This window comes from Paraburkholderia unamae, from assembly GCF_003096875.1.
Lineage (GTDB): Bacteria > Pseudomonadota > Gammaproteobacteria > Burkholderiales > Burkholderiaceae > Paraburkholderia > Paraburkholderia unamae.
Window position 1 is genome coordinate 429,409 of record NZ_QEOB01000002.1, and the last position, 18,121, is coordinate 447,529.

At 66.2% G+C, this 18,121-nt stretch carries 15 protein-coding genes; 5 read left to right on the top strand and 10 right to left on the bottom strand.

Annotated features, from left to right (window positions below):
- The first annotated feature begins 17 nt into the window (after positions 1-17).
- Genes C7402_RS05920 through C7402_RS05930 form a run of 3 tightly spaced genes read left to right on the top strand, consistent with a single transcriptional unit; the run spans position 18 to position 4,267 of the window.
- Positions 18-1,154 carry an HlyD family secretion protein gene (locus C7402_RS05920; RefSeq protein ID WP_112169373.1) on the top strand — a complete coding sequence of 379 codons (1,137 nt, stop codon included), beginning with the start codon at positions 18-20 and terminating at the stop codon, positions 1,152-1,154.
- Positions 1,147-2,727, top strand: a complete 1,581-nt coding sequence (locus tag C7402_RS05925) for an MDR family MFS transporter (RefSeq protein ID WP_116609947.1) — start codon at positions 1,147-1,149, stop codon at positions 2,725-2,727. The genes C7402_RS05920 and C7402_RS05925 overlap by 8 nt, the downstream gene beginning before the upstream one ends.
- Positions 2,728-2,743: 16 nt before the next feature.
- Positions 2,744-4,267 (top strand): efflux transporter outer membrane subunit, encoded by a 1,524-nt coding sequence (locus C7402_RS05930; RefSeq protein WP_116609948.1) that lies wholly within the window; start codon positions 2,744-2,746, stop codon positions 4,265-4,267.
- On the opposite strand, the gene kdgR is transcribed toward C7402_RS05930, so the two are convergent.
- From kdgR to kduI, 3 genes are all read right to left on the bottom strand, one after another.
- Complete coding sequence (gene kdgR, locus C7402_RS05935; RefSeq protein WP_112169367.1) at positions 4,264-5,085, bottom strand: DNA-binding transcriptional regulator KdgR; 822 nt, start codon at positions 5,083-5,085, stop codon at positions 4,264-4,266. The two genes, C7402_RS05930 and kdgR, sit on opposite strands and share 4 nt — an antisense overlap.
- Before the next feature lie 178 nt (positions 5,086-5,263).
- Positions 5,264-6,034, bottom strand: a complete 771-nt coding sequence (gene kduD, locus C7402_RS05940; RefSeq protein ID WP_116609949.1) for a 2-dehydro-3-deoxy-D-gluconate 5-dehydrogenase KduD — start codon at positions 6,032-6,034, stop codon at positions 5,264-5,266.
- 113 nt (positions 6,035-6,147) lie between these two features.
- Positions 6,148-6,984 (bottom strand): 5-dehydro-4-deoxy-D-glucuronate isomerase, encoded by an 837-nt coding sequence (kduI, locus tag C7402_RS05945; RefSeq protein WP_116609950.1) that lies wholly within the window; start codon positions 6,982-6,984, stop codon positions 6,148-6,150.
- A 285-nt stretch (positions 6,985-7,269) separates the two neighbouring features.
- Between kduI and kdgT the strand changes: the two genes are divergently transcribed.
- Positions 7,270-8,286: a 2-keto-3-deoxygluconate transporter gene (gene kdgT / locus C7402_RS05950; protein WP_116609951.1), complete on the top strand. Its 1,017-nt coding sequence runs from the start codon at positions 7,270-7,272 to the stop codon at positions 8,284-8,286.
- A gap of 67 nt (positions 8,287-8,353) precedes the next feature.
- On the opposite strand, the gene C7402_RS05955 is transcribed toward kdgT, so the two are convergent.
- Entirely contained in the window at positions 8,354-8,899 is a 546-nt protein-coding gene (locus C7402_RS05955) for a cytochrome b (RefSeq protein WP_116609952.1), read from the bottom strand.
- On the bottom strand, positions 8,896-9,963 hold the full coding sequence (locus tag C7402_RS05960; RefSeq protein WP_116609953.1) for a catalase family peroxidase: 1,068 nt from the start codon (positions 9,961-9,963) through the stop codon (positions 8,896-8,898). The genes C7402_RS05955 and C7402_RS05960 overlap by 4 nt, the downstream gene beginning before the upstream one ends.
- 239 nt (positions 9,964-10,202) lie before the next feature.
- Here C7402_RS05960 and C7402_RS05965 point away from each other — a divergent pair, with 239 nt between their 5' ends.
- Positions 10,203-10,601 (top strand): GFA family protein, encoded by a 399-nt coding sequence (locus C7402_RS05965; RefSeq protein WP_116609954.1) that lies wholly within the window; start codon positions 10,203-10,205, stop codon positions 10,599-10,601.
- A 35-nt stretch (positions 10,602-10,636) separates the two neighbouring features.
- Here C7402_RS05965 and C7402_RS05970 read toward each other — a convergent pair whose 3' ends face one another.
- From C7402_RS05970 to C7402_RS05990, 5 genes are all read right to left on the bottom strand, one after another.
- Positions 10,637-12,079: an NAD-dependent succinate-semialdehyde dehydrogenase gene (locus tag C7402_RS05970; RefSeq protein ID WP_116609955.1), complete on the bottom strand. Its 1,443-nt coding sequence runs from the start codon at positions 12,077-12,079 to the stop codon at positions 10,637-10,639.
- Positions 12,080-12,291: 212 nt separating this feature from the next.
- On the bottom strand, positions 12,292-14,565 hold the full coding sequence (locus C7402_RS05975; RefSeq protein ID WP_116609956.1) for a TonB-dependent siderophore receptor: 2,274 nt from the start codon (positions 14,563-14,565) through the stop codon (positions 12,292-12,294).
- 391 nt (positions 14,566-14,956) lie between these two features.
- A complete protein-coding gene (locus C7402_RS05980) occupies positions 14,957-17,086 on the bottom strand; it encodes a phosphocholine-specific phospholipase C (RefSeq protein ID WP_116609957.1) in 2,130 nt (709 codons plus the stop codon).
- Positions 17,087-17,164: 78 nt separating this feature from the next.
- A complete protein-coding gene (locus C7402_RS05985; RefSeq protein ID WP_116609958.1) occupies positions 17,165-17,512 on the bottom strand; it encodes a hypothetical protein in 348 nt (115 codons plus the stop codon).
- Between the two features lie 241 nt (positions 17,513-17,753).
- Positions 17,754-18,107: a DUF1330 domain-containing protein gene (locus C7402_RS05990; RefSeq protein ID WP_116609959.1), complete on the bottom strand. Its 354-nt coding sequence runs from the start codon at positions 18,105-18,107 to the stop codon at positions 17,754-17,756.
- Positions 18,108-18,121: the final 14 nt, after the last annotated feature.

An 18,121-nucleotide genomic window follows, 5' to 3' on the forward strand; every position in this document is an offset into this window, starting at 1 on the left:
ATTGAGATAACGACGACATGTCTACGACTGCTGGCGCGCCTGGGCGCGAAGTGCCGGACGCCGCCGCCGCGCCCGAGCGGCGCGGGGCGAAACGAACCCTCCTGATCCTGCTGGGCCTTGTGGCGCTTGTCGCCGCTTCGCTCTGGCTCGGGCGCTGGTGGCTCGTCGGCCGCTTCATCGAATCGACCGACGACGCCTATCTGCAAGCCGACAGCGTGACGATCGCGCCCAAGGTGAGCGGCTATGTGACGGACGTCTACGTGGCCGACAACCAGGCCGTGAAGGCGGGCGACCCGCTTGTGAAGCTCGACGCGCGCCAGTACCAGGTGGCGCTCGACCAGGCGCGCGCAACGGTGGACGCGCGCACGGCGGACATCGAGCACGCGCAGGCGCAAATCGAGCAGCAGCACGCGAACGTCGCGCAGGCCGAGGCGCAGCAGCAAGTGGCGCAAGTGAGCCTGCGCCACGCGAACGACGAGGTGGCGCGCTACACGCCGCTCGCGGCCAGCGGCGCGGAAACGACCGAGCGTCTCGCCGAACTCAAGAGCAATCGCGACAAGGCCCAGGCCACGCTCGCCGCCGACGCGGCCGCCGTGATTTCCTCGCGCTCGCAGATCGCCGCGCTCGATGCGCAGCTTTCCCAGGCGCGCGCGCAGCTCGAAGCCGCGCGGGCGAACGCCGCGCAGTCCCAGCTCGACCTCGACAACACCGTGGTAAAAAGCGCGCTCGCGGGCCGCGTGGGCGACCGCACCGTGCGCGTGGGCCAGTACGTGCAGCCGGGCACGCGCATGCTGACTGTCGTGCCGGTGCAGAGCACCTATCTCACGGCGAACTTCAAGGAAACGCAGATCGGCCGCATGCGCGCGGGTCAGCCCGTGGAGCTTCACGTCGACGCGCTGCCCGGCCATACGCTGCACGGCGTGGTGGACAGTTTCTCGCCAGGCACCGGCGCGCAGTTCGCGCTGCTGCCGCCCGAGAACGCCACCGGCAACTTCACGAAGATCGTGCAGCGCGTGCCGGTGCGCATTCGCCTCGACACCGGGCCCGAGACGCGCAGCGTGCTGTTGCCGGGCATGTCGGTGACGGTCGATGTCGACACGCGTTCGGCGCGCGAGGACGACCGCCGCATCGAACAAGAGAACCACCATGGCTGAGGCGGCCGTGCCGCATCCTCATGGTGAGCGCGCGAGCGTGGCCGACTGGGTGGCCGTCGCGGCGGGCGCGCTCGGCGCGCTGATGGCGACGCTCGACATCTCGATCACGAACTCGGCGCTGCCGCAGATCCAGGGCGAGATTGGCGCGACGGGCACCGAGGGCACGTGGATCTCCACGGGCTACCTGATGTCCGAGATCGTGATGATTCCGCTCGCCGCCTGGCTCACGCGGGTGTTCGGACTGCGAAATTTCCTGCTCGCGAACTCGGCGCTTTTCATCGGCTTTTCGATGATGTGCGGCTGGTCCAGCTCGCTTGGCATGATGATCGCCGGACGTATCGGCCAGGGCTTCACGGGCGGCGCGATGATCCCCACGGGGCAGACCATCATCCGCACGCGCCTGCCGCTCTCGCAGTTGCCCGTGGGCATGACCGTGTTCGGCCTGATCGTGCTGCTCGGCCCGCTGCTCGGGCCCGTGGTCGGCGGCTGGCTCGCGGAAAACATCAGCTGGAGCTGGTGCTTCTTCATCAACCTGCCCGTGTGTCTCGCGCTCATCACGCTGCTGATCGTCGGGCTCGAACCCGACCGTCCGCACTGGGAGGCCTTCTTCAAAGCCGACTGGCTCGGCATTACCGGTCTGGCGGTGGGCCTGAGCTCGCTGACCGTCGTGCTGGAGGAAGGGCAGCGCGAACGCTGGTTCGAGTCGCACTACATCGTCATGCTCACATGGGTGTCGCTCGCGGGCATGGCGCTCATTGCGCTTTCGCAGTTCACCGCGAAGAAGCCCATCCTGCGTCTTTCGCTCATGCGCAACCCGCGCTATGCGAGCGTGATCGTCATCGTGTTCGCGGTGGGGGCGGGGCTTTACGGCATCTCTTACCTGCTGCCGCAGTTCCTGAGCCTCATTGCCGGCTACAACGCCGAGCAGGCGGGCGCGATCATGCTGCTCTCCGGGTTGCCCGCGTTTCTCGTGATGCCGATCTTGCCGCGCCTGCTCGGCAAGGTGGATTTTCGCGTGCTGGTGGTGTCCGGCTTGTTGCTCTTCACGCTCAGTTGCATGCTCGACATCTCGCTCACGGCGCAAAGCGTAGGCCACGATTTCGTCTGGTCGCAGCTCGTGCGCGGCGTGGCGCAAATGCTGGCGATGATGCCGCTCAACCAGGCTTCCATGGCCGCCGTCTCGCGCGAGGATTCCGGCGACGCGGCCGGGCTCTACAACATGGCGCGCAACCTGGGCGGGTCGGTCGGGCTGGCGATCATCGGCACGCTCATCGACCGGCGCGAGACTTTCCATACGGCGGTGCTGCGCGAATCGATCAGCGGCAATTCGCTCATTGGCCAGGAGCGCGTGGCGGCGGGGGCGGCCAACTGGTTTGCGCAAACGGGCGACATGGCGTACTCGCAGATGCGCTCGCTCGGCCAGATCGCCGCGCAGATCCAGCAGCAGGCGATGGTTATCACGTTCTCCGAAACATTCTGGGTGCTCGGCATCGCGCTCGCGGCGTGCGTGCCGCTCGCGCTTCTGCTCAAGAAGCCGGAGCCCGGCGCGCAGGCGCCGTCGGCCGGCCACTAAAGATTACTCCTGACACATGACGGCAACCCGTTACCTCCGATTTCCTTCCGCCACGCTGAGCGTGCTGGCGGCCGCCTGTGCGCTGGCCGCCTGCACCGTGGGCCCCGACTATCGCGGCGCCCCGGCTGTTGCGCCCGAAGCGGCGAGCGCCGCCTCGTTCGTGCGCACGCCCGCGCAGGGCGTGACGCCCATGCATGCGCCGAGCCAGTGGTGGCTCGCCTTGAACGACCCGCAACTCAATGCGCTGATCGACGCGGCGCTCGCGCACAATCCCGATTTGCGTGCCGCACAGGCGCGGCTGCGCGCATCGCGCGCACAACTGCAACAGCAGCGCGCCGCCGAACTGCCGAAGATCGGCGCGAGCGCCGCCGCGATCCGCATGCGCCAGCCCAACCTGAGCAGCTTCTCGTCGTCGAGCGGCAGTTCGGGGCAGGACCAGAGCAGTGGCGGGAGCCAGAGCACGTCGTCGGGGCGCGGGCCGATCACGTTCTATACGGCGGGCTTCGACGCATCGTGGGAGATCGATTTGTTCGGCGGCACGCGCCGCGCGGTGGAGGCGGCCAGCGACGAAGCCGACGCCGTCGACGCCGATCTTGCGGACACCCAGGTATCGCTCGCCGCCGAGGTGGCGCAGGCCTACATCGACCTGCGCGACGAACAACAGCGCCTCGCGATCGCGCAGCGCACGGCCGACCTGCAACAGGAGATGCTCACGCTCACCGAGCAGCGCCGCGCGGGCGGCACCGCGGCCGAGGTGGACGTAGAGCGTCTCACCACGCAGGTGGAAAACACGCGCTCTACGATCACGCCGCTCGCGGCGCAGGTGGAGATTTCGCTGGACCAGCTCGCGGTGCTCACCGGCCAGGCGCCGGGCGCGCTCGACGCGCAGCTTGCCACGGCGCAGCCGCTGCCCGCGCTGCCCGCGAGCGTGAGCGTGACCGACCCCACCACGATGCTCGCGCAACGCCCCGACATCCGCGCGGCGGAACGGCGTCTTGCTTCGAGCAACGCGCAGATCGGCGAGCATGTCGCGGATTTCCTGCCCAAGCTCACGCTGTTCGGCGATCTCGGCTTTTCCGCCGCGCAGCCGGGGCACCTGTTCCGCAAGAGCAATTTCAGCTGGGTGGGCGTCCCGTACCTTCAGTGGAATCTGTTCGACTTTGGCCGCACGCTGGGCGCGGTGCACGGGGCGCAAGCCTCGCGCGACGAAGCCGAGGCACGCTACGAAAAAGCCGTGCTCGCCGCGCTACAGGACGCGAACGCATCGCTCTCGCGCTATGGCTATCAGCGCGAGCATCTGGTCACGTTGCAGAAAGTGCAGACGTCCGCCGAGCGTTCGGCCACGCTCATGCGCCAGCGCTATCGCGCGGGGGCGTCGAGCCTCGTCGATCTGCTCGACACGCAGCGTACGGAGTTTCTCGCGCGGCAGAACGTGGTGTCGGGCCAGGCCGATTTGCTCAAGGACTTCGTGTCGTTGCAGAAAAGCCTGGGCCTGGGCTGGCAGACTGCCACGCCCGCCACGCCAGGCCAGGCAGGCTAACCTGGCTCTGCGGGCGCATGTTCGTGCGCGGCCGGCTCGCGATAACCCAGCCGCGCCGAGATGGCCGCGCCCGCGCGCTTGAGCAGCGCGACGTAGTGCGCCTTCGTGTCGGCGCCGCAGCGCATGGTCGGAAACGAAATCGACAGCCCGGCGATCACATGTCCGAAGCGATCGAACACCGGCACTGCCAGGCACTGCAAACCTTCTTCCTGCTCCTCGTTATCCTCGCCGAAACCCTGCTCGCGCACGTGCGGGAGAATGCTCAGCACCGCATCGGCGGAGGACAGCGTTTTTTGCGTCGATTTGCGGAATTCCACATGGGACAGCGTTTCCTGCGCGTCGGCGGGCGGCATGAAGGCGAGCAGCACCTTGCCGATCGCGGTGCTGTGCAGCGGATTGCGCCGGCCGATACGCGACTGCATGCGCAAGCCGTAGTCGCAGTCGATCTTGTGGATGTAGATGATCGCGTCCTCGTCGAACGCGCCGAGGTGGACCGCTTCGCGCGTGGCCTGCGCGATATGGCGCATTTCGAGGTCGGCCTCGCGCACGAGGTCGACGTTCTCCAGCGCCTTCGCGCCAAGCTCGAACAGCCGGATCGTCAGACGATAGCGGTCGGTCTCGACTTCCTGCGCGACATAGCCCAGCGCCTTGAGCGTTTGCAGCACGCGGTGCACGGTGGTCTTGGAGAGCGCGAGGCGCTGCGACAGCTCGCTGATGCCGACCGGCCCCTTTTCGCCGAGCGCGCCGAGGATCGCGAACACACGGCCGATTGACGAGGCCGATTCGCCTTTTTCCGTGCCGCAGTCCGTTTCGTTCATTGCGTGCTCCTGCGCGGCACGCCGCGCCTTGCCTGTCGCTTTATCTGCCGCCTTATTTGCTGCGTTACCTGCTGCTTTACCTGCCTTCACTGCCGCTTTTTCCAACGTTGCCGCCATTGTTTCCGGTCCGTATCGATATCTAACGGGAGCATACCGCGTCCGGCGCGCGCCGCGTGCGCTAGCGCGCAAGCCAGCCGCCGTCCACGGCGAGCGTGTGGCCGTGCACATAGTCCGAGGCCGCCGACGCGAGAAACACCACGGGACCGGCGAGATCGTCCGGTGCGCCCCAGCGGCCCGCGGGAATGCGGCTGAGGATCTCGCCGTTGCGCTGTGCGTCGTCGCGCAATGCGGCCGTGTTCGCCGTCGCCATGTAACCGGGCGCGATCGCGTTGACGTTCACGCCGTGTGCGGCCCATTCGTTCGCAAGCAAGCGCGTGAGGCCGAGCACGCCGCTTTTCGAGGCCGTGTACGAGGCCACGCGAATCCCGCCCTGAAACGACAGCATCGACGCGATGTTGATGATCTTGCCGCCGCCGCCCTGCGCCACGAAGCGGCGCGCGGCGGCCTGGGCGAGAAAGAACACGCTTTTGAGGTTCACGTCCATGACGGCGTCCCAGTCGTCCTCGCCGAACGTCAGGGCGTCGTCGCGGCGGATGATGCCCGCGTTGTTCACGAGGATGTCGAGCCGCCCGCATGCCTCGACGGCCGCGCCCACGATATCGTCCACCGCTGCAACCGAGGAGAGGTCGGCGCGCACCTCAACGAAGCGGCGCCCGGCGGCCTCGACGCGCGCGGGCGTCTCGCCGGGATCAGCCCGGCAGACGCCGACGATGTCGCAACCGGCCTGCGCGAGCGCGAGCGCCATGCCCGCACCCAGGCCCGTATTGCTGCCGGTGACGATCGCGACCTTGCCGCTGAGATCGAACGGATTGAACGTGCTGAATGCCATGAGCGGGCGGCCCCCTGTCGATGCGTGCCGGTGTGTGCCGGCTTGTGCCAGCTTGTGCCGATATGAAATGTTTCCTGGTTTCCGATACGAACCTTCGCGACCGGAATGCGCGCTCAGCGCAGTTCGCGCACGGCGAGATGGTCCATGTCGCCGAACACCTGGTTTTCGCCGACCATGCCCCAGATGAACGTATAGGCGCGCGTGCCGACGCCCGAATGGATCGACCAGCTCGGCGAGATCACGGCCTGCTCGTTGTGCACGAGAATGTGCCGCGTTTCATGCGGCTCGCCCATCATGTGGAAGACAGCGGCGTCTTCGGCCACGTTGAAGTAGAAGTACACCTCCATGCGCCGTTCGTGCGTGTGGCACGGCATGGTGTTCCAGAGGCTGCCGGGTTCCAGCTTCGTCATGCCCATCGAAAGCTGGCAGGTGGGCAGGACCTCGGGCACGATGAACTTGTGGATCGTGCGGCGATTGCTGGTGGCGGCGTCGCCGAGCGTTTGCGGCGATGCTTCGGAGAGCGAAATGGTGCGCGTGGGATACGTGGTGTGCGCGGGCGCGCAGTTGAGATAGAACCTGGCGGGGCGCGCCGCGTCGTCGCTGCCGAACGCCACGGCCTGCGCACCTTTGCCGATATAGATCGCCTCCTCGTTGCGCACCGTATGGCGCACGCCGTCCACGTCCACCCAGCCGTCGCCGCCGATATTGATCGCGCCCAGTTCGCGCCGCTCCAGCAGATAGCCCACGCCGATCGACTTGCCGAGCGTGGCGGGCACTTCGACCGCGCGCGTGGCCGGGAACGCGCCGCCCACGATGATGCGGTCCACGTGACTGTAAGTGAGCGTGAGCGCGTCGGGTTCGAACACCTGCTCGATCAGGAATTCGCGGCGCAGGCCCGCAGTGTCGAGTGTTTTCGCGTATTCGCTGTTGACGCTTTGTCTGACTTCCATGCATGTCTCCGTCGGATGGGCGGCGCACCGTTTCTCGTGGACTATAGTGCAGATTATCGTTTTCGGAACATCGGTCCGGAAATGTTGCGCCGCCCAAGTCAGCTTGGCAAGGGATCTGCCCACATAGTGGATCGGTCGCGGGTAAACGTTGACGATTTCACACTTAAAAATCGGAACGACGTTCCTTTCACGCTGCTATTCTGTTCCGAAAAGGGAGACCCGAGAAAAAGCCGGACGCACCAGCGTGCCGATCCGGCCACCGGATGCGTAGTCCAAGGAGGAGGCATGAAGCTGAAGAAGGCCATAGACCGCATACCAGGCGGCCTGATGCTGGTGCCGCTGCTGCTGGGCGCGTGCGTTCATACGTTCGCGCCGGGCGCCGGCAAGTACTTTGGTTCGTTCACCAATGGATTGATCGCCGGCACCGTGCCGATTCTCGCGGTGTGGTTCTTCTGCATGGGCGCGACCATCGACCTGCGCGCGACCGGCACGGTGCTGCGCAAGTCCGGCACGCTGCTCGTCACGAAGATGATCGTGGCGTGGATCGCCACCCTGATCGCCGCGCGTTTCATTCCCGTGGACGGCATCAAGACCGGCCTCTTCGCCGGACTCTCGGTGCTCGCCATCACGACCTCGATGGACATGACCAACGGCGGTCTCTACGCAGCCGTGATGCAGCAGTACGGCACGAAAGAAGAGGCGGGCGCGTTCGTGCTGATGTCGGTCGAATCGGGGCCGCTTGTCAGCATGATCATTCTCGGCGCGACGGGCGTGGCCTTCTTCGAGCCGCGACTGTTCGTCGGCGCGGTGCTGCCGTTTCTCGTGGGGTTTGTGCTGGGCAATCTCGACCACGATCTGCGCGAGTTGTTCGGGCGCTGCGTGCACCCGCTGATTCCGTTTTTCGGCTTCGCGCTTGGCAACGGCATCGACCTGAACGTGATCGTGGCGAGCGGCTTCTCGGGCGTGGTGCTCGGGCTCGGCGTGATCGTCGTCACCGGCATTCCGCTGATTCTCGCGGACCGCTGGATCGCGGGCGGCAATGGCGCGGCGGGGCTCGCGGCGTCGTCCACGGCGGGCGCCGCGGTTGCGAATCCGGCCATCATCGGCGAGATGATTCCGAGCTTCAAGCCGCTCGTGCCGGCAGCGACGGCCATGGTCGCCACCGCCTGCCTCGTGACCGCGATTCTCGTGCCGATTCTCACGGCGCTGTGGGTGCGCAGGAGAAGCGCGCGCGATGCGCTGCTCCAGGAACTCATGGAGCCGCCCGTGCCGCCCGTTGCGGGGCGCGATCTTCACGTCTGAGTCACGCTTGTTTCGTGAAGGGGCCGACCGCGCACGCTGTGCGCAGTCGGCCCGCTTTAACTTCGTTTCAACCGCGCGCCTCGCCGCGCGCCATGCTGGCGAGCACACCGTCACGCCGGATGAGCGCGTGAAAGAGCGCGGCCGCAAGGTGCAGCAGCACGGTCGCATAAAGCGCCATGGCGAGCCACGTGTGTGCGGCGCGCAGCCACGCATAGAGCGTGACGTCGTGCGGCACGATGGGCGGCAGATGCACGCCGCCGAACATCACGACAGGATAGCCGCCGGCGGACAGCATCGACCAGCCGATCAACGGCATCGCGATCATCAATGCATAGAGCGCGAGGTGCGAGGCATGCGCACCGAGGCGTTGCCACACCGGCAGATCGGCGGGCAAGGGCGGCGCGCCGCGCGTGAGCCGCACGACGAGACGCATGATCACGAGCGCGAGCAACGCGATGCCCAGCGGCCGGTGCAGCGCGATCAGGCTCTCGTGCAGCCGCGAAACCGTCGATACCATTCCCACGCCCACGAACAGCATCGTGACGATCAGGACTGCCATCGACCAGTGCAAGAGGCGCTGGAGCGCGCCGAAGTGTTGACCTTGTTGCTTCATGGCTGGGCGTCTCCATGCGTTTGCGCGAGTCCCGGCTGAGCGGCTTCCTCGCGCGTGCGCCGGTTGAACGATACGGAATAGGCTGCGGAACGTGCGGCGAGCAACGGATCGTCGGAAGGCTTGAGGCCTTCGGGCAGGATCGTCGGGTCGTAGTTCACGTCGCGGCACATGCCGTTGCTTTGCGGTTCGGCGTGGTGCAGCACGAGCGTGCCCGCGTCGATCTGCTGGCGCTCGGCCGGCCATTGCTGCGTGGCGTCGTTCGTGGGGTCGCCGGGTGCGGCGACCGTGAGCACGAGACGCCAGCGCAACGGGCCCGCCGCGAGGCGTGCATTGAGGTCGTCGGCGAGAAAGTTCGGGTCGGCTTTTTGCCCTGCCGTTTGCGGCGCATAGGCGACCTCCGGCACGGTCTGCCAGCGCACGGCGCGGGTCTGCCCGGCGGCATTGGTCGCAAGGAATGCGTTGATGCTGTAGAACCCCGTGTTCGCGAGGCTGGAGGCGGGCGGATGCGCCTTGACCCAGTTGCGAAACGGCAGTGTTTCCGGGTTCGCCTGGAAGAAGGCGTCGAGCTTCGCGGGGTCGGGCTTGCCCGTGGCCGGGTCGGGCTTCGAGGCGACGAGCTGGTTATAGAACTGCTTCGGGGTGCGAACGACAAAGATCGGCGTGGAATTCATACCCGTGCGCCATTGCTCGCCGTCCTGCAACTGGAATAGCAGCGCCATGCTGCGGACGGGCGTGCTCGCGTCGGGCGCGGCGGGGTTGCTGCCGGGAATCGCGAAGCGTCCGATCACGGGCGTGCGGCCCGGCGCGAACACGGCAGCGCGCGAAACGCTCGCGCCGTTGCCGTTGCTCTCGAACCAGCCCTCCACGCACAGGCCTTTGGCGTGATTGCGGCGGTAGCCCGCGTGCACGCCGTAGTTCGACTCGAACGTATTGATGATATGGGGCGCGCTCAGGCGCTTCGGCGTGAGCCAGCCGGCGGTCCAGGCGAACGCGGCGCCCGCGCAGCCCACCACGGCCGCAATGGCCGCGAGCCGGCATGGCACGCAGAGGGCGGCGCGGCTCATGGTCGTGCTCCCGCCGGGGGCGGCGCGCGGTGCGACGCAGGAGTCAGTCTCGGCGCAAGATGTGCAAGGGTACGCATGATCGATCCAGTCGATGGCCCGAGGGCCGTTACTGGCGTCAACAGCGCTTCAGTGCGTTCTATTCCATGCGCGTTGCGCGAGTGCGTGAAATCGTCTGGGTTTACAGTGCTGAAAGCCTTGAATACGATGAATGCACGTCCGCTTGCGCAATGGAGGGAGCGATGCTCACTGGCGGCTGTTTATGCGGAAAAGTCCGCTACCGGATTTCGGCTGCGCCGATCGGCAGCACGGTGTGTCATTGCGTGGATTGCCGGCGCGCGTCCGGGGCGCCGTTCGTCGGCTGGATCAGCGTGCCGTGGCACGCGTTCCAGATCGTTGCGGGTGCAACGAAGACGCATGCGTCGAGTCCCGGTGTGGAGCGGGCCTTCTGCCCCGCGTGCGGCACGCCGCTCACGTACCGGCATGCGGCGTTCGCGGGCGAAGTCGACGTGGCCACGGGCACGCTCGATCGTCCCGACGACGCACCGCCCGAGCATCACACATGGACTTCGCAAAAGCTGGCCTGGGTGCAACTCGCGGACGGCTTGCCGCACTATCCGCGCGCGCTTCCCGAGCCGTGAGCCGGGGAAACGCGCGCGTTTTCAACGTGAAGCGATCAACGATGCTCGGAAACGAACTTCGTGACGAGATACGCTTCCATCGCTTCGCTGCCGCCTTCCGAGCCATAGCCCGAATCCTTCACGCCGCCAAACGGCGTTTCCGGCAGGGCCAGGCCGTGATGGTTGATCGACAGCATGCCGGTTTCCACGTCGTCGGAGAGCGCGGCCGAGGTCGCGCTCGAACTCGTGTACGCATACGCGGCGAGGCCGTAGGGCAGGCGGTTCGCTTCGACGATCGCGTCCTTGTAGCTGGAGAAACGCGAGATCGGCGCGAGCGGGCCGAACGGCTCTTCGTTCATGATGCGCGCGGAAAGCGGCACATCGGTCAGCACGGTCGGCGCGAAGAAGTAGCCCTCGCGGCCCACGCGCTCGCCACCCGTGAGCACCTTCGCGCCTTGTTCGCGCGCGTCGGCCACGAGGCGTTCCATGGCGGCGAGGCGGCGGTCGTTGGCGAGCGGGCCCATTTGCACGCCGTCTTCCAGACCGTTGCCCACCTTGATCGCGCGCGTGGTCGCGACGAAATGCTCGACGAACTCGTCGTATGCGGCGTCTTCCACCATGAAGCGCGTGGGCGAGATGCACACCTGGCCCGCGTTGCGGAACTTGGCGCTTGCGAGCAGCTTGGCGGCGCGCGGCACATCGGCGTCGGCGAACACGATGGCCGGGGCGTGGCCGCCCAGTTCCATCGTGGCGCGCTTCATGTGCTCGCCGGCCTTCGAGGCGAGCAGCTTGCCCACCGGCGTCGAGCCCGTGAACGAGATCTTGCGGATAGCGGGGTGTGCGATCAGGTACGACGAGACTTCGGCCGGTACGCCGAACACGAGGTTCAGCACGCCCGCAGGCAGGCCCGCGTCGACGAACACCTTCACGAGTTCGGCGCAGCTTGCCGGCGTTTCTTCCGGTCCCTTGAGCACGACGGTACAGCCCGAGGCAAGCGCGGCCGACACCTTGCGCACAGCCTGGTTGAGCGGGAAGTTCCACGGCGTGAATGCGGCGACCGGGCCCACCGGCTCGCGCGTGACGATCTGGCGAACGGCGTCCGAACGCGACGGAATCACGCGGCCATAGGTGCGGCGGCCTTCTTCGGCGAACCAGTCGATCGTGTCGCCGCCCGCGAGCGTTTCGAGCTTCGCTTCGCCAAACGGCTTGCCCTGTTCGCGCGTCATGATCGCGGCGATGTCGTCCGCGCGATCGCGCAGCAGTTGCGCCGCGCGGCGCATGAGCTTGCTGCGCTCGAGCGGCGAGACCTTGCGCCATTCGCGGAAGGCGCGCTCGGCGGCGGTGGCCGCATCGGAAAGGTCCTGCTCGCTCGCGAGGCTCAGGCGGCCGATTTCCGCTTCGGTCGCGGGGTCGATCACGGCAATCGTCTTCGCGCCGGCGCGCCATGCGCCGTCGATGTAGATCTGGGTGTCGGGGTAGGGCTTCACGCTGGAACTCATGATGGGACGATCCTTTTCAACGGTTCAACGACAGGCTCTCGCCGCGCGCACGGCAACGCGCACAGGCCAGAGCCGGAAAATGCGGAGCGCCCATTGTGCCACCGGATCGCAGATGATGCAGGAGGGGCAAATGAAAAGGGCCGATGTCCGCAGACATTGGCCCTTTTTAACCCACACTATGAGAACCGGCGCATCGGTCGGCTACAAAGCGCTCAGAATTCGAGCGTTGCGTTGGCAACGAAGGTGCGCGTGGCCGAGGGCATCACGTAATAGCCCCATGCCGCGGTCCAGTAGCGCCGGTTGAACAGGTTGTTCACGCCCGCGCGCAGTGTGACGTCCTTGCCGGCCACCTGGGTTTCGTATTTCGCGCTCAGGTCCCAGGTCGTATAGGCGGAGACGAACTGGGTGTTCGCGGCGTCCACGGCCATATTGCCCACATATTTGCCGCCGAAGGCCACGGTCAGCGCGCGCAGGTACGACGGGTTGTACTCCACGCGGCCCGTGAGCGTGAAGCGCGGCGTGGCGTACACGCGCTTGCCTTCCACGCTCGGGTCGTCCACGTCCACCGCCTTCGCGTCCAGCCACATCACGCCGCCCATCACGCGCCAGTCCTGGGCGAGTTGCAGCCAGCCGCTTGCGTCCACGCCTTCGTAGCGCTTCGTGCCGCTCTGCACGAAGACATTGGCCGAGTTGGTGTACTCGTAGCCCTGGTCGACACGGAACAGCGCGAGGTTGGCGCCCCAGCCGCGATGGTCGGCCTTGAAGCCCACTTCATACTGCTTGCTCTTGAGCGGACCGAAGGTCTGCGGATAGTTGACGTTCAGGTTGCTCGCCGCGCCGCCTTGCTGGAGGCCTTCCACATAGCTCGCGTAGAGCGTGGAGTCCGGGTCGAGCTTGAACATGAGCGCGGCGGTGGGCGTGACTGGGTTCGCGCTATAGCTCGATGCCTGCGACTGATCCGGGTTGTAGGTCGTGTCGCGGAACTGCGTGTAGCGCAGGCCGAGCAGCGCCGAGAGCCGCGAGGTGAACTGCACGGTGTCGCTCGCGTAGAGCGCGGTTTGCGTGGTGACCTCGTGGCGGTACAGGTTCTCGCTGATATGCACGGCGTCGTTCGTGAGCAGCGTGCTGCCGTAGATGTTGCCGATGCCGAGCGGATAGCCCTCGTTCCAGCCTTCACTGTTGTCGTATTCGTTTTGCTGCGACTGGTAGCTCGCGCCGAATACGACATCATGCTTGAACGGGCCCGTGTTGAATTTGCCCTGCACGTTGGCGTCCACGTTCTGATAGAAGTAGCGCGTGAGCGCCGCATAGAGCGTGTTGGAGTAGTCGCCTTGCGTGTTGAAGACGTAGAGCAGGCTGTCGGAGTTGTAGCGGTTTTCCTTGGCGAAACGATACTTCACGTTCGCGTGCCAGTTCTCCGAGATGCGGTAGTCGAGCCCGGTGCCGAACGAGGCGATCTCGGTTTCGTACCAGTTCTGCGGCTGCGTGAGCTGATGCGTGACCTTGCTCGCATCGGGAATGCCGAGCGGATTGCCGTTCTCGTCCGAGCCGAAGTAGAGGCCGAACAGCGTGCCGTTGGTCTTGCGCTTCTGGTAGAACGCGTCGACGGTCCACGTGAGGTCCGGCGTGATGCGGTAGTCGAGTGCGATCGACGCCACCTGGCGCCGCACGTGGCCATTCGCCTCGGCGGTGTTGCCGTCTTCGTTGACGAGATTGAGGCGATAGCCGAACTGCTTGTCGGGACCGAAGCGCCCGCCCAGGTCGATCTTCTGGCTGAACACCCCCGCCGACTGATAGCCGATCGAGAAGCTGCGGTACGGGTCGTCGGTCGGGCGCTTGAGCACATAGTTGACGATGCCGCCCGGGTTGCTGAAGCCGTACATGAAGCCCGAGAGACCCTTGAGCATTTCCACCTGCTCGAACTGCTCGAGCGAAAGCTCGGTGTCCCACGAGGGGAAGTTCTGGCCGTCCACCTTCACGCCGTTGAGCATGTCGACCGGCAGGCCGCGAATGCTGAACGCCGAGTTCTCGCCGGTCATGTTGTTGCCGACATCGGTCACGGCAGGGTCGTACTTGAACAGGTCGTTGGCGGTGGAGGCGAGGCGGTCCTTGCCTTCTTCCGTCGTCACCACGTTGGTCGAGAACGGCGTGTCCACCTGCCTGCGGTTGCCGAGCGCGCCCGCGCTCACGCGATCGGGCGAGGCGGCCTGGCTGTCGCGCGCGGCGTTGACCTTGACGGTCGGCAGCGCCTGGGTGTTTTCGGTTGCGGTGCCGGTTTGTGCGTTGGTCTGTGCGTCGGCTTGCGCCAGTTGCGCATTGTCCTGCGCCCAGCCCGATGCGGAAAGCGTGGCGAGCGTGACGCCCACGCTCACGAGCAGCGCGGCGCTGAGCTGCGCGCGGCGCGCCGGAGGGCGCGCAAGCGCCGAGCGTGAGCGGGAAGGAACGGTGTCGAGGCGGGAGCGGCGGGCGGCAGCAGGATTGTGCATGTTCTTGTGATGAATTAAGCGCGAGATATCCGGCGAAAGGCGCTTCCGATGCGTAACGGGATCGAAGCGGATCGAAGCCGCATCGAAAGTGCCTTGAAAGCGCGGAAAATGTTAATGCAAATGATTCGCATCCACAATCGAAAGCGTCAAGCCACCGGTAAGGTTGCAAATTCGCCGCAGCGGGGTGGGCCGGAGCTTGCGCAAGAGGCACTTTTATGCGTCTTGACTGCCGCGGTGCCGGCCAGCCGCCGGGCGGCCGGGCATCCGATGCGAATTTGCCCCGCATTTGCCCCGCATTTGCGCATTCAGCCGCGCAAAAAAAACGGCGCCCGAAGGCGCCGCGAGAAGGGAAAGCGAACAGGAACTGAAGGACGTGTCTGACCGCGCGCTGTCAGCCCAGGTGCGTGACGGGCGCGACCGCCGCCGGGTCGCTGATGCTCGGCCTGCCGTTCTCGATGTGACCGGCAAAGCGCCAGGCGAACGCGGCGTCGTCGCGGCTCGTGACCGTGAGGTCGTACCAGTGATGGCTCGACGCGAGGATCCAGGCTTGCTCGATGCGCGCGCCGGGCTGCACGACCACGTTGCGCTCGTGCGCGCCGTAGGCGTTGTCGCTCACGTTGAGGTGCGCGACGCTGCTGCCCGGGTTCGAGAACTTGAGGAAAAGGTTGCCATTGGCCACGTCGTAGTGCGCCGTCACGGCAGGCGCCGGTGCGCGGCCGGAGTTGCCCGGACCCGCTTGCGCGGCCGTGCCCGCGAAGCGCCGCACGAAACCGTTCGGGCCGTGGATCTCGAATGCGTAGACGCCGTTGGTCGCGCTCAGGTCCCACGTGTCGTCGAGCGACTTGCCCGCTTCCACGGTATAGCGCCACGGGCCGTCGGTGCGGTTCGTGCCGTACACGTAAAAGTGCGCGCCCTGGCGTCCCGTGTTCGCGAACGTGATCTGTAGCGTGTTGGCCTTCGCATCGGGCCTGGCGTTCACGTGCAGTTCGTACGGCAGCGCGCGCGCATAACGCACGCCGGGTTCCTGGGCGTCGACCGGCAGCGGCGTGGCCGGCACCGTGGGCGCCGAGTTGGCCGAGCACTGGTTGTCCGCGAGCGTCATGTAGCTGCTCGTGTCGGGCAGCGAGGGCATCGAGGCGTCGGGCGTGCGGAAGTCGAAGCACGTCGTGAGGTCGCCGCACACCGCGCGGCGCCATGCCGTGATGTTGGGCTCCTGCACGCCGAAGCGCTCCTCGATGAAGCGGATCACCGAGGTGTGGTCGAACACCTGCGAGCAGACGAAGCCGCCCTTGGTCCACGGCGAGACGACCGTCATCGGCACGCGCGGGCCGAGACCATAGGGCAGACCGTCGGCGGTGTACTTGCCGCCGCGCAGCGGGTTGACCACGTTGTGAATCTCGCCTTCCACGCTTACCGTCGACTTGCCCTGCGTGGACGTCGTGGGCGGCTGCGGCGGCACGATATGGTCGAAGAAGCCGTCGTTCTCGTCGTACATGATGAAGAGTACGGTCTTGCTCCAGACCTCGGGGTTCGAAGTCAGGGCATCGAGAATCTGCGAGGTGTATTCCGCGCCGTAGGCCGGCGTGTACTTCGGGTGCTCCGAGAACGCCGCGGGCGGCAGCAGCCACGAGACCTGCGGCAGATTATTCTGGAGTACGTCGTTTTTCAGGTCGGCGATCGTGCGCACGGTTTGCGCGCGCTGGTAAAGCGCGGAGCCCGGCTGCGCGTTGATGAAGTTCGCGAAGTTTTGCAGGATGTTGGTGCCGTAGTTGCCGTTCAGCGGGTCGCTGCCGTTCGTGCCCTGCTGGTAGATCTGCCAGGAAACGCCGGCGGCTTGCAGGCGCTCGGGGTAGGTCGTCCACGAGAGCAACTGGTACGTGGGCGGCACGTCGTTGTCCACGTAGTCGTTGTTGTCGAGCAGCGGGCCGCCCATCGTCCCGCTCGGGTCGACCATGCCGGTCATGAGGTAGGCGCGGTTCGGATGCGTCGGGCCGGGCAGCGAGCAGAAGTAGTTGTCGCACACGGTGAAGGCGTCGGCCAGCGCGTAGTGGAACGGAATGTCCGCGCGCAGGTAATAGCCCATCGTCATGTCGGTCTTGTACTGCGGCCACTGGTTGTAAAGACCGTTGTTGATTGCGTAGTGGGTGGGGTACCACGAGTGGTCGAGGTCGCCCACGCACTGCGCGCTCGTCTTGAACGTGTCGAGGTGGAACGGCAGCACGGGCTTCGTGGCGTCCTCCTTCGAGGGCTGATACCACACGGGCAGGCCGCCGGGCAGCGGAACCGGCACGCGGTCGTTATAACCGCGCACGCCGCGCATATGGCCGAGGTAGTGGTCGAACGAGCGGTTCTCCTGCATGAACACGACGATGTGCTCGACATCGCGGATCGTGCCCGTGCGCGAGTTGGCCGGAATGGCAAGCGCATTGCGGATCGACTCGGGCAGCACGGTCATCGCGGCGGCTGCGGCGCCCGACTGCGCAACGGTTTGCAGGAAACGGCGACGGCTGGTTGACGTCATTGTTGTTCACCCTTCTGCTTGAGGTTGGAGTGTCATGCCGGGCGAGGTACCGGCGCAAGTGCACACAGGTGCGGTGTTTCAATGGCTGGACGTGACGGGGCGGCTGGAGTCGTTGCCGTTGCTGGCCTCGGTCTGCGCGCCGTCTCCGGGCGCGTAGCTCATGACCGGCGTGACCTGATCGCTGTCGGCGGCGAGGCTCGCTTGCGCGCTTTGCACGGGGTCGCTCGCGGCGTTCGCCGCATTCGACGCATTCGCGCCCCAGGCGGGTATTGCCACGGTGCTGGCGGCAGAACTCGCGTCCGGCAAAGGCGTCGTCGCCGCGCTACGCGCGAACGGCGAGGGCGCGGCGGCGCTCTGGCTTTGCGGCGCGGCAGACGAGTCCGAAGCCGCCGGCGCACCGGCGCCGGGACCACATGCTGTGAGCATGATTGTTGCGTGCGCAACGACTGTCGCGGTCGACAGGGGCGTCGACACGCGGGCAAGCAGGCGTAATCTCATGTGCGCATCCGTTCTGTGGGGATGGGTCGCGCACAGTTTCGTCGTTGATGAAGAAAGAATTGTGAAATGCGCGAAAACGTTTGCGAGCGAGGAAAATTGCTTTGCAAACGTGCTTGGTGGAAGTCTTGCACTGCCGATTGCTTTCTAACGAAATGCTTTCACTTTTCGCTCAGGCGGCGGAGGGCTCGTCGTTGTCGTGCGCTCGGCGCAGCACGTCGGTGGCGCGGTGGGGCATGTCGACCTGATCGATCAGGAACACTTCGCCGCGCGAGTGCGCCGCGCGCAGCGGCAGGATGGCCTGGTACGCGCTCGATCGATACCACTCGCGCGCCCGTTCGCGGCTCGCGAATTCGATCATGATGAGGTCGCCCGAAAACCGGCCTTCGAGCCGTTCGACACGGCCGCCGTGAATGATGAAGCGGCCGCCGTAAGGGGCGAGCGTGCCGTCGATCTTCTCCAGATACTCGACGATGGCGGGGCAGGGTTCGACGTCGCGCAGATGGGCGATGGCATAGGCGGTCATGGCAGTCCTCGTGA

Excerpts from the sequence above, each read along its gene's own strand:
- C7402_RS05970 (WP_116609955.1), bottom strand. The coding sequence starts at position 12,079 with ATGAGTTCCAGCGTGAAGCCCTACCCCGACACCCAGATCTACATCGAC.
- C7402_RS05920 (WP_112169373.1), top strand. The coding sequence starts at position 18 with ATGTCTACGACTGCTGGCGCGCCTGGGCGCGAAGTGCCGGACGCCGCC.
- C7402_RS05925 (WP_116609947.1), top strand. The coding sequence starts at position 1,147 with ATGGCTGAGGCGGCCGTGCCGCATCCTCATGGTGAGCGCGCGAGCGTG.
- kdgT (WP_116609951.1), top strand. The coding sequence starts at position 7,270 with ATGAAGCTGAAGAAGGCCATAGACCGCATACCAGGCGGCCTGATGCTG.
- kduI (WP_116609950.1), bottom strand. The coding sequence starts at position 6,984 with ATGGAAGTCAGACAAAGCGTCAACAGCGAATACGCGAAAACACTCGAC.
- C7402_RS05980 (WP_116609957.1), bottom strand. The coding sequence starts at position 17,086 with ATGACGTCAACCAGCCGTCGCCGTTTCCTGCAAACCGTTGCGCAGTCG.
- C7402_RS05955 (WP_116609952.1), bottom strand. The coding sequence starts at position 8,899 with ATGAAGCAACAAGGTCAACACTTCGGCGCGCTCCAGCGCCTCTTGCAC.
- C7402_RS05975 (WP_116609956.1), bottom strand. The coding sequence starts at position 14,565 with ATGCACAATCCTGCTGCCGCCCGCCGCTCCCGCCTCGACACCGTTCCT.
- C7402_RS05985 (WP_116609958.1), bottom strand. The coding sequence starts at position 17,512 with ATGCTCACAGCATGTGGTCCCGGCGCCGGTGCGCCGGCGGCTTCGGAC.
- kdgR (WP_112169367.1), bottom strand. The coding sequence starts at position 5,085 with ATGAACGAAACGGACTGCGGCACGGAAAAAGGCGAATCGGCCTCGTCA.
- C7402_RS05930 (WP_116609948.1), top strand. The coding sequence starts at position 2,744 with ATGACGGCAACCCGTTACCTCCGATTTCCTTCCGCCACGCTGAGCGTG.
- C7402_RS05965 (WP_116609954.1), top strand. The coding sequence starts at position 10,203 with ATGCTCACTGGCGGCTGTTTATGCGGAAAAGTCCGCTACCGGATTTCG.
- C7402_RS05960 (WP_116609953.1), bottom strand. The coding sequence starts at position 9,963 with ATGAGCCGCGCCGCCCTCTGCGTGCCATGCCGGCTCGCGGCCATTGCG.
- C7402_RS05990 (WP_116609959.1), bottom strand. The coding sequence starts at position 18,107 with ATGACCGCCTATGCCATCGCCCATCTGCGCGACGTCGAACCCTGCCCC.
- kduD (WP_116609949.1), bottom strand. The coding sequence starts at position 6,034 with ATGGCATTCAGCACGTTCAATCCGTTCGATCTCAGCGGCAAGGTCGCG.